The organism is Bacillus sp. GbtcB10 (assembly GCF_019091365.1).
In the GTDB taxonomy this organism is placed as follows: Bacteria; Bacillota; Bacilli; order Bacillales; family Bacillaceae; genus Bacillus; species Bacillus altitudinis.
This window is the reverse complement of record NZ_JAGXJP010000003.1, coordinates 421437-435781: the sequence shown is the minus strand read 5'-3', so window position 1 is coordinate 435781 and position 14345 is coordinate 421437. Positions and strand designations below refer to the sequence as shown.

At 41.4% G+C, this 14345-nt stretch carries 17 protein-coding genes; 16 read left to right on the top strand and 1 reads right to left on the bottom strand.

Annotated features, from left to right (window positions below; translation table 11 throughout):
- Window positions 1–5: 5 nt before the first annotated feature.
- A complete protein-coding gene (locus KVT11_RS12430; RefSeq protein WP_060832439.1) occupies window positions 6–776 on the top strand; it encodes a 16S rRNA (uracil(1498)-N(3))-methyltransferase in 771 nt (256 codons plus the stop codon).
- Complete coding sequence (gene mtaB / locus KVT11_RS12425; RefSeq protein ID WP_116307166.1) at window positions 776–2134, top strand: tRNA (N(6)-L-threonylcarbamoyladenosine(37)-C(2))-methylthiotransferase MtaB; 1359 nt, start codon at window positions 776–778, stop codon at window positions 2132–2134. The genes KVT11_RS12430 and mtaB overlap by 1 nt, the downstream gene beginning before the upstream one ends.
- A 42-nt stretch (window positions 2135–2176) precedes the next feature.
- On the opposite strand, the gene KVT11_RS12420 is transcribed toward mtaB, so the two are convergent.
- Window positions 2177–3106 (bottom strand): Na/Pi symporter, encoded by a 930-nt coding sequence (locus KVT11_RS12420; RefSeq protein WP_116307164.1) that lies wholly within the window; start codon window positions 3104–3106, stop codon window positions 2177–2179.
- 182 nt (window positions 3107–3288) lie between these two features.
- Here KVT11_RS12420 and rpsU point away from each other — a divergent pair, with 182 nt between their 5' ends.
- The 14 genes from rpsU (at window position 3289) to KVT11_RS12350 (ending at window position 14345) form a co-directional block, all read left to right on the top strand.
- Complete coding sequence (rpsU, locus tag KVT11_RS12415) at window positions 3289–3462, top strand: 30S ribosomal protein S21 (RefSeq protein WP_003152957.1); 174 nt, start codon at window positions 3289–3291, stop codon at window positions 3460–3462.
- A 14-nt stretch (window positions 3463–3476) separates the two neighbouring features.
- Window positions 3477–3926, top strand: coding sequence for a GatB/YqeY domain-containing protein (locus KVT11_RS12410; RefSeq protein WP_007501319.1), 450 nt, complete (start codon window positions 3477–3479; stop codon window positions 3924–3926).
- Between the two features lie 141 nt (window positions 3927–4067).
- The gene (locus KVT11_RS12405; RefSeq protein WP_007501318.1) at window positions 4068–5381 is read left to right on the top strand and encodes an NfeD family protein; all 1314 of its coding nucleotides are present in this window, start codon (window positions 4068–4070) and stop codon (window positions 5379–5381) included.
- 27 nt (window positions 5382–5408) lie between these two features.
- Window positions 5409–6401, top strand: a complete 993-nt coding sequence (floA, locus tag KVT11_RS12400; protein WP_007501317.1) for a flotillin-like protein FloA — start codon at window positions 5409–5411, stop codon at window positions 6399–6401.
- A gap of 31 nt (window positions 6402–6432) precedes the next feature.
- Entirely contained in the window at window positions 6433–6912 is a 480-nt protein-coding gene (locus tag KVT11_RS12395) for a hypothetical protein (RefSeq protein ID WP_217609012.1), read from the top strand.
- A 206-nt stretch (window positions 6913–7118) separates the two neighbouring features.
- The gene (yqfC, locus tag KVT11_RS12390; protein WP_003217398.1) at window positions 7119–7400 is read left to right on the top strand and encodes a sporulation protein YqfC; all 282 of its coding nucleotides are present in this window, start codon (window positions 7119–7121) and stop codon (window positions 7398–7400) included.
- Between the two features lie 18 nt (window positions 7401–7418).
- A complete protein-coding gene (gene yqfD, locus KVT11_RS12385; RefSeq protein WP_217609011.1) occupies window positions 7419–8609 on the top strand; it encodes a sporulation protein YqfD in 1191 nt (396 codons plus the stop codon).
- A gap of 3 nt (window positions 8610–8612) precedes the next feature.
- Window positions 8613–9572 (top strand): PhoH family protein, encoded by a 960-nt coding sequence (locus KVT11_RS12380; RefSeq protein ID WP_008342419.1) that lies wholly within the window; start codon window positions 8613–8615, stop codon window positions 9570–9572.
- Window positions 9573–9686: 114 nt separating this feature from the next.
- The gene (locus tag KVT11_RS12375) at window positions 9687–11801 is read left to right on the top strand and encodes an HD family phosphohydrolase (RefSeq protein WP_393920037.1); all 2115 of its coding nucleotides are present in this window, start codon (window positions 9687–9689) and stop codon (window positions 11799–11801) included.
- Window positions 11802–12281, top strand: coding sequence for an rRNA maturation RNase YbeY (gene ybeY, locus KVT11_RS12370; RefSeq protein ID WP_007501310.1), 480 nt, complete (start codon window positions 11802–11804; stop codon window positions 12279–12281).
- The gene (locus KVT11_RS12365; RefSeq protein ID WP_008342413.1) at window positions 12259–12645 is read left to right on the top strand and encodes a diacylglycerol kinase family protein; all 387 of its coding nucleotides are present in this window, start codon (window positions 12259–12261) and stop codon (window positions 12643–12645) included. The genes ybeY and KVT11_RS12365 overlap by 23 nt, the downstream gene beginning before the upstream one ends.
- A gap of 112 nt (window positions 12646–12757) precedes the next feature.
- On the top strand, window positions 12758–13156 hold the full coding sequence (locus KVT11_RS12360) for a cytidine deaminase (protein ID WP_008342410.1): 399 nt from the start codon (window positions 12758–12760) through the stop codon (window positions 13154–13156).
- The gene (era, locus tag KVT11_RS12355) at window positions 13149–14054 is read left to right on the top strand and encodes a GTPase Era (protein WP_007501305.1); all 906 of its coding nucleotides are present in this window, start codon (window positions 13149–13151) and stop codon (window positions 14052–14054) included. Before KVT11_RS12360 ends, era begins: the two co-directional genes overlap by 8 nt.
- A 147-nt stretch (window positions 14055–14201) precedes the next feature.
- Window positions 14202–14345, top strand: coding sequence for a YqzL family protein (locus tag KVT11_RS12350; protein WP_008342408.1), 144 nt, complete (start codon window positions 14202–14204; stop codon window positions 14343–14345).

The following is a 14345-nucleotide window of genomic DNA, read 5'->3' as shown; positions in this document are numbered from 1 at the left end:
CACGTATGCAACGATATTTTATCGACCTCACAAAAGAAGAAGTGACGGAAAAGGGACACATCGTCATAAAGGGTGAAGATGTTCATCACCTTGCAAACGTCATGCGGATGAAAGCAGGAGAAGACATCCTTTGCTTAACGACAGACGGCTTTGAAGCGCTCAGTAAAATTGATACAATAACAAAGGAAGAAGTGATTTGTCACTTGGAAGGCTGGACGAATCAGAATCGAGAACTTCCGATCAAGGTGACGATTGCAAGCGGTCTGCCAAAAGGGGATAAGCTTGAATGGATTATCCAAAAAGGCACCGAGCTTGGCGCAAGTGCTTTTATTCCGTTTCAAGCGGCTCGTTCGATTACAAAACTTGACCAAAAAAAGTCATTAAAAAAACGAGATCGCTGGGAAAAAATTGCGAAAGAAGCTGCCGAGCAGTCTTACCGGAATATCATTCCGCGCGTTCATCCAGTATCAACATTTAAAGAGCTGATTCAACTGGCCGGTGAATTCGATAAATGTGTCGTTGCATACGAAGAATCATCGAAAGAAGGCGAGCAAAGCCGGTTTCAAACGGTGCTCCAACAGATGAAGGGCGGACAAACCTTATTAGTGGTTTTTGGTCCAGAAGGCGGTTTAGCAGAAAAGGAGATTGAAGAACTTGAAGCGCATGGTGCAGTCATTTGCGGGCTTGGACCACGCATTTTAAGAACAGAAACAGCTCCTCTTTATGCGCTTTCTGCTATATCTTATCAAACAGAGTTATTAAGAGGTGAATCATGATGGGAACAGTAGCGTTCCATACACTTGGCTGTAAGGTCAATCACTACGAAACAGAAGCCATCTGGCAGCTGTTTAAAGAAGCTGGCTATGAAAGAAAAGATTATGAATCAAAAGCAGACGTATATGTCATTAATACATGTACCGTCACCAATACAGGCGATAAAAAAAGCCGCCAAGTCATTAGAAGAGCCATTCGTCATAATCCGGATGGTGTCATTTGTGTAACAGGCTGTTACGCACAAACGTCTCCGGCAGAAATCATGGCGATTCCTGGTGTTGATATTGTGGTTGGCACACAAGACAGACATAAACTGCTTGGTTATATTGAAGAATACAGAAGAGAAAGACAGCCGATCAATGGAGTTGGCAATATCATGAAAGCACGGGTCTTTGAAGAACTAGATGTTCCTGCGTTTACAGACAGAACACGTGCTTCATTAAAAATCCAAGAAGGCTGTAACAATTTCTGTACATTCTGCATTATCCCTTGGGCTCGCGGATTACTGCGTTCTCGCGATCCAGAAGAAGTCATCAATCAAGCGCAGCAGCTTGTCGATGCTGGCTACAAAGAAATTGTATTAACAGGTATTCATACAGGTGGATACGGTGAAGATTTAAAGGATTATAACTTTGCTAAGCTTCTGAAAGAATTAGATGAACGTGTGGCGGGATTAAAACGAATCCGCATTTCATCCATTGAAGCAAGTCAAATTACAGACGAAGTGATTGAAGTGCTCGATCAGTCAGATAAAATTGTGAGACACTTGCACATTCCGCTTCAATCTGGCTCTAATACTGTACTGAAAAGAATGCGCCGTAAATACACAATGGAATTCTTTGCAGAGCGTTTAACGAAGCTCAAAAAAGCATTGCCAGGTCTTGCTGTCACTTCAGATGTGATCGTTGGATTCCCAGGAGAAACAGAAGAAGAATTTATGGAAACATACAATTTTGTCAAAGACCATCAATTCTCTGAGCTCCATGTGTTCCCTTACAGCAAACGGACAGGTACGCCTGCTGCAAGGATGGAAGATCAAGTAGATGAGAATGTGAAAAACGAATGCGTTCATCGCCTCATTGCTCTTTCTGATCAGCTTGCGAAAGAATATGCATCGGCATATGAAGGCGATGTCTTAGAGATTATTCCAGAAGAATCCTTCAAAGAACAAGACGGAACGCACAATCTGTATGTAGGATATACTGATAACTACATGAAGGTCGTATTTGAAGGAACAGAGGACATGATCGGCCGTTTGGTGAAAGTGAAGATTACAAAAGCAGGCTATCCTTATAACGAAGGACAATTTGTCCGTATAAGTGATGACGTGCAGACGGATCAAGTGAGAATGACCTCATAATAGAGATGAAAAACCGGCAGCCATTAGGCAAGCCGGTTTCTTTTATGTTGACCGATTCGGAAGAAGGAACAAAATCAAGGCGTGAAAAGGGCGGATGAACGGGAAAAAGAGGAGAGAACTTGCCACATTAAACAGCAGACTAAAGTGCGCAATCTGCTGGGCAGGAGAGCTTGCGAGAAGCGCAACAAACTCTGTGATAAAGGCGAGAAAAGGAAGACATAAAAGAACACCTAGAACATTAAACACAACGTGTGCATACGCGGTTTGGCGTGCTGCATAACCGCCAGAGATAGCAGCCATCACGGCAGTAATACATGTCCCGATATTGGACCCTAAAACAAAGCTGATGCCTTCTTTTAGAGCGACAGTCCCTTCATTCATAAATCCCATCAAAATACCGATACATACGGAGCTTGAATGAACAATCGCCGTGAGCACTGTACCAGAGAGAAGAGCTGTCCAATCGGAGTGTTGCATCATTTCAAGGAAATGCAGTGTCTCTGGCTGACTGGTCATCATACCTGCAATTTTTGAAAAACCTTGAATGCAAAAAAAGATCATGCCAAGCCCAAATAAACTTTTTCCTGCATATCGAAAAGACTTCCTGCCCAAAATGATACATAAAAGACCAGCTGCAATCAGAACCCACATAAACACGTCCATCTTAATGGCAATAAATTCTGTCGTAAATGTTGAGCCGATATTCGTTCCAAGAATCATGGGTATGGATTTTTTAAACGTGAGAATGCCTGTACTCACAAAGCCGATAACGATGACCATAAACGCCGAACTGCTTTGAAGAACCCCTGTAAACACAATACTGACCAAGAATGCTTTGACTGGATGATCTGTAAAGAGAAGAAGTGATTTCTCAATACGAGACGACGTGAGCGCCATTAATCCTTTCCTAAGCAAACCCATTGCCCATAAAAAAATGAAAATAAGTGCACAAAAATAAATGATCGCCATCATAGAAAAGTCCTCCTCTTACCAATGAATATATGGACTTGTCTACCTGCTCATGACGAAAATATATTTCCAAATCACTTAGTTGACCTCAACCTAGGCTTATATTATAATGTCTAGGTACATGTTTTGCATGTATATCTTTTTTTAATGCAGTCGATTGGTGTATTCGGAGGGAGGGAAAGAGAATGTCAAAAACGGTCGTTAGAAAAAACGAATCGCTTGAAGATGCTCTTCGTCGCTTTAAACGCAGTGTATCCAAAACTGGAACATTGCAAGAAGCAAGAAAGCGTGAATTTTATGAAAAGCCTAGCGTAAAGCGTAAGAAAAAGTCTGAAGCTGCTAGAAAACGTAAATTCTAAAGAGGGTGGATTTTATGAGTCTTCTTGAGCAATTAAATTCTGATATGAAGCTTTTTATGAAAAACCGAGAGAAAGACAAGCTTATTGTCATTCGTATGGTAAAGGCTTCACTGCAAAATGAAGCAATAAAGCTTAAGAAAGACAGTTTGACCGGAGATGAGGAACTAACCGTCCTTTCCCGCGAGATTAAGCAACGTAAAGACTCCCTCCATGAATTTTCGAAAGCTAATCGCTTAGATTTAGTAGATAAAGTTCAAAAAGAGATTGACATTTTAGACGTTTATTTACCTGAACAGCTTTCTGAAGAAGAACTGCAGGCGGTTGTGAAAGAAACAATCGCCGAAACCGGTGCTTCATCGAAAGCTGATATGGGTAAAGTCATGAGCGCTATAATGCCAAAGGTAAAAGGTAAAGCTGATGGTGCTGTGATTAACAGACTTGTCAGCGAGCAACTGTCTCAATAAAAAAGTATCCTTCTCATGTTAGAAGGGTACTTTTTTTATGCCTCCATAAACCTGTCATATAAAAATGAAACCTATGATACATTTGTAACGTATGTAAAGGAACGGTAAAATGAAAGAAAGAGAGGGGGGATCACCAAATAGATGAAAAAAATGAAAATTTCTATTGCTCTCTTCAGTTGTTTTATAATATGCTTGTTATTAGGGGTTCAATTGACCGCGAAATCAGCAGATCAGAAAGTTCATGTTATCCCAATTGAAGATACAGTAGAAAAAGGACTTTCTAAATTCATTGAACGATCATTTGAGCAGGCAAAGTCGGAACGGGCGAAGCACATCATTCTCGACATCAATACACCAGGTGGTGCAGTCGATGCGGCGCTTGAAATAGCCGATACCATTCGTGCATCCGATATCCCAGTGACAGCGTTTGTGAATCATAGAGCGCTTTCAGCCGGGGCATTCATTGCCTTAAATGCCGATCAAATTTATATGACCCCAAACGGAAAGATGGGGGCTGCTGCGATTATTGATGGTGAAGGCAACGCTGCCGATCAAAAATCTGAATCTCTATGGCTTGCTGAAATGAGTGACGCTGCTGAAAAGCAGGGGCGTGATCCAAAATATGCTCTTGCGATGGCAGATGTAGATATAGACGCAAAAGAAGCTGGTGCACCAAAAGGAGAATTGCTGACCTTTAACACAGATCGGGCACTTCAGTTCGGTTATGCAGAAGGAGAAGCGAAAAATATGGATGACTTGCTTCAGAAGCTGAACTTAGCAGATGCTTCTGTTCAATACGATGAAGTGAGCTTTGCTGAAAAGGTTGCGCGTTTTCTCACGCATCCGATCGTCATTCCTATCCTTTTATCCATCGCGAGCTTAGGGTTAATTGTTGAATTATATTCTCCCGGCTTTGGGGTCCCAGGCACCATGGGAGTCACAGCGCTTCTTCTATTCTTTTATGGTCATCTCGTGGCAGGTTTTGCAGGATATGAGACATTGTTCCTGTTTTTGGCAGGGATTGTGTTGATCATTCTGGAATTATTTTTGCCAGGGGGAATCGTGGGTGTCATTGGACTAATCTGTGTCGTTGTCAGCTTATTTTTAGCAGCTGGAAGCTTTACAGAAATGGCGATTTCCATCTTGATTGCCACTGCTGTTTCAATCATAGCAGTTATTTTATTGACAAAGGTGTTGGGGAAACGTATGAAATTTTTTAAAAAGTTCATTTTAACCGATTCAACCAATAAAGAAAGTGGTTATGTCTCAAATGAAACAAGAGATGATCTTGTAGGACAAATCGCAGTGACAGCAACAGCACTTCGTCCATCTGGTACGATTGTATTCGGAGACGAGCGCATTGATGTTGTGTCAGAAGGTGCTTTTATCGATAAGGATGAACAAGTAAAAATTGTGAAAGCGGAAGGCTCACGCATTGTCGTGAGGAAAGTATAGATATACTGATTTTATAGGAGGAATAAAATGGATCCATCTACTTTACTATTATTTGTGATTATCGCAGCAGGTTTGATCGTTCTATCGATCTTCTTCACCTTTGTACCGGTGATGCTGTGGATTTCTGCCCTAGCGGCTGGCGTAAGAGTGAGCATTTTTACACTTGTAGGAATGAGGCTTCGCCGAGTGATTCCAAACCGAGTGGTCAACCCGCTCATCAAAGCGCATAAAGCAGGTCTTGATGCGACGATTAACCAATTAGAAAGCCATTATCTTGCAGGTGGTAACGTAGACCGAGTTGTCAACGCACTGATCGCAGCTCAGCGTGCGAATATCGAATTGAACTTTGCTCGCTGTGCGGCAATCGACCTAGCAGGCCGTGACGTACTTGAAGCTGTCCAAATGAGTGTAAACCCTAAAGTCATTGAAACACCATTTATCTCAGGTGTTGCGATGGACGGGATTGAAGTAAAAGCAAAAGCACGTATTACAGTTCGTGCAAACATTGACAGACTTGTCGGTGGTGCAGGGGAAGAAACGATCATTGCTCGTGTAGGTGAAGGGATTGTTTCAACAATCGGTTCATCAGATAATCATAAAAAGGTTCTTGAAAATCCTGATATGATTTCTCAAACGGTTCTTGGTAAAGGATTAGATTCAGGTACAGCATTTGAAATTCTCTCGATTGATATCGCAGATGTTGATATCGGTAAGAATATCGGGGCGATCCTGCAGACAGACCAAGCAGAAGCCGACAAAAACATTGCACAGGCGAAAGCAGAAGAACGCCGCGCGATGGCTGTTGCACAAGAACAAGAAATGCGTGCGAGAGTTGAAGAAATGCGCGCGAAAGTAGTAGAAGCAGAGGCTGAAGTACCACTTGCAATGGCCGAAGCACTACGTGAAGGTAATATTGGAGTTATGGACTACATGAACATTAAGAATATCGATGCTGATACGGATATGAGAGATTCATTTGGCAAAATGACAAAAGGTCCATCTGATAATGAAAACAAATAAGCATCCTCTCACGCTTTAAGGAGGGAGCCCATTGGACATTCTATTTGAAAATCCGTTACTAATAGCGATTATCATCGGTATTATCTCTGCGGTCTTTGGGAAAATCGGCAAACAAGAGGAGAAGGAACAAAATAACCGGCAGCAAAAGCCGGCTCCTCAAAAGAAGGCAGAACAAACACGACCAGCCCCGGTCAAAACAGACCAGTTGGACGATTTTGGCGATGTACATGATCATGGCGGGATGAAGAAACAAGGTTCACAGGCCTTACAGGATCGTTATACAGCTACACTTGCCGAAATGGAAGAAAGAAAAAGCGAGCTGAATAAAGAGTTTCAATCGCTTGAAAGAGAACTTACAAGGCCAAAGGCAGCATCTGCTGGAATGAAGCCGAAAATGATTGAGAAACTCAACCAAGATACGGTCGTTCAAGGGATGATCCTTGGTGAAGTATTTGGAGAGCCTCGTGCGAAAAAGCCACATCGAACGATGAAACGGCCATATAAAAGATAAAGAAGTAAGCCCCCTCATCCTTAAGGGGGCTTTTTTGTTGTGTAATGGAGACTTTTTTTAGTCAAAATGATGAAACGGCTGTTTTACGGGATTCATTAGCATGATATGAACCGCTAAGGAATAGGATGATATAGAGGCTTTCTCATCAGTCTCACCATCTTTCAGTTTGATCTCATACACATGAGGTGGGAAGGGGTTCTTATTGAATGGGAAAAAGAAAAAATCAACTTAAAGCATGGCTGACAAGAACACTTGAAATCCCTCCGGACGTGATGATGGATCTTCCCCGTATTACGATGGTTGGCAGACTCCATATTTACATAGAGAACCATAAAGGGCTTTTACTTTTCAGTGATCAAGAGGTAAGGCTGATGCTCAAGCAAGGACAGTGCATTATTTCAGGAAAAGACTTTGTGATTAAAACGATTTTGCCAGAAGAGATCTTATTAGAGGGGAAAATCGATGAGGTCCGTTATATTGATTCTTAACTGACGGAGGGGAGAAACGTGAAAAACAAATGGTTTTCCTATTTTATTGGCAGAGTGGAAGTGGAGATAAGAGGAAGCGGTATTGAGCGGCTAATCAATGAGTGCACGAGACAGGGGATCACAATTTTTCAAGTGAGCCGCCGTCAAGACAGCGTGCGCTTATTTATTCGCCTCTCAGATGTACATGCCTTTAGAAAAGTGCGCAGACATCATGAGGTGAAATGTTCGTTTCATCAAAAGAAAGGGTTCCCGTTTCTTCTTCTTTGGTCGAGAAGAAATATTGGATTCACCCTCGGGATGGCTTTTTTCCTAGTGACGATATTGGCTCTTTCAAATATGGTGTGGAAAATTGAGATTAAAGGTGCGAATCCAGAAACAGAACACCAAATGAGAAAGCATCTGGACGAAATAGGGGTGCAAAAAGGGCGTTTTCAGTTTCTCATGGGGACCCCTGAAAAAATACAAAAGTCATTGACGACCAATATTCAGAGCATTACATGGGTCGGAGTTGAACTGAACGGAACGACGTTTCAAATGAAAGTGGTCGAAAAAAATGAACCTGAAAAGGAGAAATATACAAGTCCTCAGCACATCGTTGCCAAGAAAAAGGCGGTCATCACGAGAATGTATGTAGAAAAGGGGGAACCGCTTGCCCAGGTCGATGAGCATGTGAAAAAAGGGCAGATGCTCGTCTCAGGTTTAATTGGGAGTGAAGATCAGAAAAAAACGGTCGGAGCTAAAGCGAAAATCTATGGTGAAACATGGTACCGATCTGAAGTTTCTGTCCCTCTTCGAACATCTTTTGATGTCTTTACGGGTAAAATGAAGACAAAGCACAAGCTCTCCTTGTTTGGAGGCTCCATCCCATTTTGGGGATTTTCCTTTAAAAAAGATGATTTTCAGCAGCCGAAAATAGAAACAGAAGTTCATCCGCTTCATTTTTTGAATATGCAATTGCCGTTCTCCTATGAAAAGGAAATCACACGAGAAAGTGAAAAAATAAATCGAGAATACACAAATAAAGAAGCGGTTCAAGCAGGGATTAAAATGGGTAAAAAAGAATTAGAAGAAAAGCTAGGTCAAACAGGTGAAGTGAAAAGTGAAAAAGTTTTGCACGAGACAACAGGGAATGGTAAAGTTAAGTTAATCATCCTTTACCAAGTAATAGAAGATATTGTTCAACCAACACCTATTGTTCAGGGAGACTAGAGAATGACAGAACATTTACTTGAGATTCAACAAAAATTGGATAGCCCAAATGAAGCCATTGCTTTATTTGGCAATCAAGATGCTTATCTGAAACTGATGGAAAACGAGCTGAATGTCTCCATTATCACACGTGGAGAGAAAGTGTATGTTTCTGGTCAGGAAGCATCAAGAGATACTGTGAGCCGTTTGATTACATCTCTCTTACATCTCATTCGTAAAGGAATTGAGATTTCTGAGCGGGATGTCGTCTATGCCATTAAAATGGCGCAAAAAGACAAGCTCAATTATTTTGAAAATATGTATGAAGATGAAATTACGAAAAATGCCAAAGGCAAGTCGATCAGAGTCAAAACGATCGGCCAGCGTGAATATGCTGCGGCAATGAAAAAAGATGATCTGGTCTTTGGGATTGGACCTGCTGGTACAGGTAAAACGTATTTAGCAGTGGTCAACGCCGTACATGCCCTGAAAAATGGACATGTCAAACGGATTATCCTGACAAGGCCAGCTGTTGAAGCAGGAGAAAGTCTTGGCTTTTTGCCAGGAGATTTAAAAGAAAAAGTCGATCCTTATTTAAGACCGCTATATGATGCTCTGCACGATGTGCTTGGTAGTGATCATACGGAACGTTTAATTGAGCGCGGAGTGATTGAAATTGCCCCTCTTGCCTATATGAGAGGGCGGACGCTTGATGATGCATTTGTGATTTTAGATGAAGCGCAGAATACAACGCCAGCTCAAATGAAAATGTTTTTGACGAGACTAGGCTTTGGTTCTAAAATGGTCATTACAGGAGATATTACACAAATTGATTTGCCTAAAGGTATGCAGTCAGGCCTTGCAGCTGCAAAGGACATGCTTGCTGAGATCAAGGGTATCTCATTCATTGAATTAGATCAGACAGATGTGGTCAGACACCCGCTTGTGGCGAAGATCATTGGAGCATACGAAAAGCAAAAATGAACTGAGTGACCCGATCGCCTTAATCGGGTCATTTTGTTTCGATCGTGGTTTAAAGTAAAAAAGGAGGTACTTTCCTTGAGAAAGAATCAGAAAGGCAGTAAGCGCAAAAGGCTGCTGTCTAAAAAAGAACCTCAGAAAATGGAGCGCTCACGCTATTTAAACGTACTGCTATACGCTGGTTTAGCGGCCATCCTGTTTGTGGTGCTCTTCTTCCATGTAAAGCCTGAATCGCTCGACCTAGATTTGTTTTCAGTGAGCGAACAGACCATCTATTCTCCGTCTACCGTTGATGACCAAGAAGCAACAGAAGAAAAGAAACAAGAAGCAACGGATCAAGTGGAAGACCAATATACACTCAAAAAAGCGTATTCTGATAATCGTGTTGACCTCATTTCATCCCTCTTTGAAGCCATTAAAGAAGAGAAGAAAGCAGCAGCTGATGACAAAGAGAACCCGCCAACAGATCAAGAGATGGTGAAGCATGTAAAAGAGAAACTCACGACGGATATGCAGGAAGCTGTTTCGGATCAATCGATTAAAGCACTGCTCCAAGCAAGCGACGAAAACCTTTCTTTTACAAAGGACTCCATCATCACAGTGGTCAATTCGCTCATGGGTAAAGAAATCACAGCTTCTAAGCTGCAAGATGAAAAGAAACAAGTGAAAGCAGAGCTTGAAAACAATTCGATTCCGTCAAAATATTTAAATGCAGCGAAAGAAATTGGTGAATTTGCGATTATTCCAAACTATGTATTTGACCCGGTGGCAACAGAGAAGAAAAGACAAGAAGCAGCTGATAATATCCAGCCGGTTCAAATCAAGCAAGGGCAAATTTTAGTGGAAGAAGGCGAGCTCATTGACCGTGAAGTGTATCGTAAATTAGAACTGACCGGTCTTTTAAACAGCTCCAATTTGTTTAAGCCTGTAAGCGGTCTTATCATCTTAATCGGTCTTTTCTTAGCGGCGATTGTCCACTCACTGGAATCGAGGAAAAAGTCGCTCGTCCATAAGAATAAATCGTTACTGCTGTACTCGCTTATTTTCACCATTATTTTAATCATCATGGAAGTATTCAGTCTCTTCCAGGAAACCAAATATACAACCATCGGCTACGTCGTGCCTGTGGCACTTGGCACGATGCTGATTAAGCTGCTGATCAATGAGCGGCTGGCGATCTTCTCCGGCCTTGTATTTGCCCTTTGCGGCAGTATGATGTTTAATCAAGGAGTAACAGGCGTCTTTAACTATGTCATCTGTGCTTATTATCTAATAAGCGGGATGGCGGGGATTTTATTTTTGAGAAAACATAATGCGAGATCAAAAATTTTGCAGGCGGGGCTTTGGGTAGCTTTGGTGAATGTACTTGTTGTGCTGTCCATTACGCTGATTCAAAATTCTTCTCCATCAGGGCTTGAAATAGGTGTGAACCTCATCATGGCGATTGTGTCAGGGTTTGCATCGGCTATTTTGGTTATTGGGTTAATGCCAGTCTTTGAGAGCATGTTTGGTATTCTTTCGACCATGAAGCTTATTGAATTATCGAACCCGAATCATCCGCTGCTGAAAAAGATCTTAACAGAGACGCCAGGTACATATCATCATAGTGTCATGGTGGCGAATTTAGCGGATGCTGCATGTGAAGCAGTCGGTGCAAATGGATTGTTAGCAAGGGTTGGAGCTTATTATCATGACATTGGAAAAACGAAAAGACCCCAATACTTTATTGAAAACCAAATGAACATTGATAATCCGCACGACAAGCTTTCTCCTCAGCTGAGCAAGAATATTATTATTGCCCATACGACAGATGGTGCTGAAATGCTGAGAGAAAAGAAGTTTCCAGAGGAACTTGTGGACATTGCAGAACAGCATCACGGAAAGTCCCTGCTGAAGTTCTTTTACTATAAGGCAAAAGAACGGGATGATCAGGTGACAGAAGAAGAATTTCGTTATCCTGGTCCAAAACCGCAATCGAAAGAAGCGGCCATTATTTCTGTAGCTGACAGCGTGGAAGCGGCGGTTCGTTCGATGCATAATCCAAACCCTGAGCGGATTGAAAAGCTTGTCAAAGGCATTATTTCAGATAAGATGCAGGATGGACAATTTAGTGAATGTGATCTGACATTTAAAGAATTAAATATTATTAGCCAAACGATTTGTACAACATTAAAGGGGATTTTCCATTCTCGGATTGAATATCCAGATGCCCCGAAGCAGAAGGTGAAGTAAATGACATTGTTAATCGATTTAATAGATGAAACAGGACAAGTATCGAAAGAGCAGCTTGAAGAAGTTGAAAAGCTTCTTCAATTTGCTGCGGATGCCCTTGAGGTAAAAGATCAAGCGGAAGTATCAGTATCGATCGTTTCAAATGAAGAAATTCATCAAATTAATAAAGAATACCGAGGAAAAGATGCACCAACAGATGTAATTTCATTTGCCCTTGAGGAAGAAGGCGAAGGGGAAATTGAAATCATTGGAGCTGATGACATTCCGCCTGTACTTGGTGACATTATCATTAGTGTTGATCGTACGAAAGAGCAAGCAGAGGAATATGGACATTCCTTCATGAGAGAGCTAGGATTTTTAACGATTCATGGTTTTCTTCATTTGCTTGGCTATGATCATATGACAGAAGAAGATGAAAAAGAAATGTTCGCCAAACAGACAAAAATTTTGGATGATTATGGCCTTTCGAGATCATCGTAAGAAGCGAACGCCGCTTGTCCGTTTTTTTCGGAGTTTTTATTATGCATTTAGAGGAATATGGCGAACTTTCTTGAATGAACGGAATTTTCGGTTTCACACAGTCGCAGCCATCATCGTGGTGATTTGCGGCTTTTGGTTTCACATTCATCCGGTTGAATGGATGATCATTCTGCTTTTATGTGGCGGGATGTTTGCGTTAGAACTTGTGAATACAGCGATTGAACATACAGTAGATCTTTTCACAGAAGAGAAGCATCCTCTTGCTGAGAGAGCGAAGGACGCGGCAGCAGGCGCTGTTTGCGTTTACGCCGCCATTTCGGTTATGATTGGGTTGATCATCTTCTTACCGAAGATCATGCAATAGAACAATATTACTATTTATTAACATTTTTAGAAATGGGCGTGAAAATGTCACGTGAATTATGTAAAATATAAATGTGACAGTGGTACCATTTCTTCTGAAAGTGGGAACTAGAATGAACAAACAAGAGTTGATTTCAGAAGCAGTCAAAGCAAGAGATTTTGCATATGTACCCTATTCTAAATTCAAAGTCGGTGCAGCATTATTATCGCATGACGGAAAAGTGTATGGCGGCTGCAATATTGAAAATGCAGCATATGGTATGTGTAATTGTGCGGAAAGAACAGCACTTTTTAAAGCGTACTCAGAAGGCATCACATCTTTTCAAATGCTTGCAGTAGTGGCTGATACAGATCGGCCTGTTTCACCATGCGGCGCATGCAGACAGGTCATTTCAGAGCTATGTGCACCTGATATGCCAGTGATTCTAACGAACTTAAAAGGTCATATATACGAAACGACAGTAAACGAACTATTGCCAGGCGCATTTTCACCGGAGGATTTAAATGACTAACGAAAGCTTCAAATCAGGATTTGTATCAATTATTGGAAGACCAAATGTAGGGAAATCGACCTTTCTTAATCGTGTAATTGGACAAAAGATTGCGATTATGAGTGATAAGCCCCAAACGACTCGAAACAAAGTGCAAGGTGTTCTGACAACGAACACGTCACAAACGATTTTTATCGATACACCAGGAATTCATAAACCGAAGCACAAACTTGGCGATTTTATGATGAGGGTGGCTCAAAATACACTCAAGGAAGTCGACCTGATCTTGTTTATGATCAACGCACAGGAAGGCTATGGAAAAGGTGATGAATTCATCATTGAACGACTAAAGCAAACATCGACACCGGTGTTCCTTGTCGTCAATAAAATTGACCAAATTCATCCGGATGAACTGTTCCTTTTAATTGATGAATACCGTACACGTTACCCATTTAAGGAAATTGTGCCAATTTCAGCACTTGAAGGCAACAACATTGATACGCTTCTTCAGCAAATTGAAGGTTATCTTCCAGAAGGCCCTCAATTTTATCCGGCAGATCAAGTAACAGATCACCCAGAGCGATTTATTATTTCTGAATTAATTCGTGAAAAAGTGCTGCATTTAACGAGAGAAGAGATCCCTCACAGTATTGCGGTTGCGATTGAATCGATCAAGCCAGATGAAAACGGCAAGATTCATGTTGCAGCGACCATCGTCGTAGAACGTGATTCACAAAAAGGGATTGTGATTGGTAAGCGCGGCAGCTTATTAAAAGAAGTGGGACAAAAAGCGCGCAGAGACATTGAAGCACTTTTAGGCTCAAAGGTGTATTTAGAGCTTTGGGTAAAAGTGCAGAAGGACTGGCGTAATAAATCCACACATCTTCGTGATTTCGGATTTAGAGAAGACGAATATTAAAAACCGATACAGTTGTTAGTAGATCTGACAATGGTGCGGTTCGATTAGTAAAAATTGTTTATCATGAAATGGAGGTAGCCTGGTCAAGATAAAATTAATATGTTGGATGTAGCGTTGCTGCTTCTAATAAAGAAAGGTGGGGTTTTTATGTTGAATTTTACATGGAACGTATTTTCACAAACAGGAAGCGTTGACACGTATCTGCTTTTCAAAGAGTTAGAAAAGGAGAACCTGGAAAGACCCGATGTACTTGAAGAAGAAATAGCACGACTTGATTTTCCAATCTTATAA

What these genes read in the sequence shown, in the direction of transcription:
- KVT11_RS12430 (WP_060832439.1), top strand. Translation starts at nt 6, where the DNA reads ATGCAACGATATTTTATCGACCTCACAAAAGAAGAAGTGACGGAAAAG.
- mtaB (WP_116307166.1), top strand. Translation starts at nt 776, where the DNA reads ATGGGAACAGTAGCGTTCCATACACTTGGCTGTAAGGTCAATCACTAC.
- KVT11_RS12420 (WP_116307164.1), bottom strand. Translation starts at nt 3,106, where the DNA reads ATGATGGCGATCATTTATTTTTGTGCACTTATTTTCATTTTTTTATGG.
- rpsU (WP_003152957.1), top strand. Translation starts at nt 3,289, where the DNA reads ATGTCAAAAACGGTCGTTAGAAAAAACGAATCGCTTGAAGATGCTCTT.
- KVT11_RS12410 (WP_007501319.1), top strand. Translation starts at nt 3,477, where the DNA reads ATGAGTCTTCTTGAGCAATTAAATTCTGATATGAAGCTTTTTATGAAA.
- KVT11_RS12405 (WP_007501318.1), top strand. Translation starts at nt 4,068, where the DNA reads ATGAAAAAAATGAAAATTTCTATTGCTCTCTTCAGTTGTTTTATAATA.
- floA (WP_007501317.1), top strand. Translation starts at nt 5,409, where the DNA reads ATGGATCCATCTACTTTACTATTATTTGTGATTATCGCAGCAGGTTTG.
- yqfC (WP_003217398.1), top strand. Translation starts at nt 7,119, where the DNA reads ATGGGAAAAAGAAAAAATCAACTTAAAGCATGGCTGACAAGAACACTT.
- KVT11_RS12380 (WP_008342419.1), top strand. Translation starts at nt 8,613, where the DNA reads ATGACAGAACATTTACTTGAGATTCAACAAAAATTGGATAGCCCAAAT.
- ybeY (WP_007501310.1), top strand. Translation starts at nt 11,802, where the DNA reads ATGACATTGTTAATCGATTTAATAGATGAAACAGGACAAGTATCGAAA.
- KVT11_RS12365 (WP_008342413.1), top strand. Translation starts at nt 12,259, where the DNA reads ATGGCCTTTCGAGATCATCGTAAGAAGCGAACGCCGCTTGTCCGTTTT.
- KVT11_RS12360 (WP_008342410.1), top strand. Translation starts at nt 12,758, where the DNA reads ATGAACAAACAAGAGTTGATTTCAGAAGCAGTCAAAGCAAGAGATTTT.
- era (WP_007501305.1), top strand. Translation starts at nt 13,149, where the DNA reads ATGACTAACGAAAGCTTCAAATCAGGATTTGTATCAATTATTGGAAGA.
- KVT11_RS12350 (WP_008342408.1), top strand. Translation starts at nt 14,202, where the DNA reads ATGTTGAATTTTACATGGAACGTATTTTCACAAACAGGAAGCGTTGAC.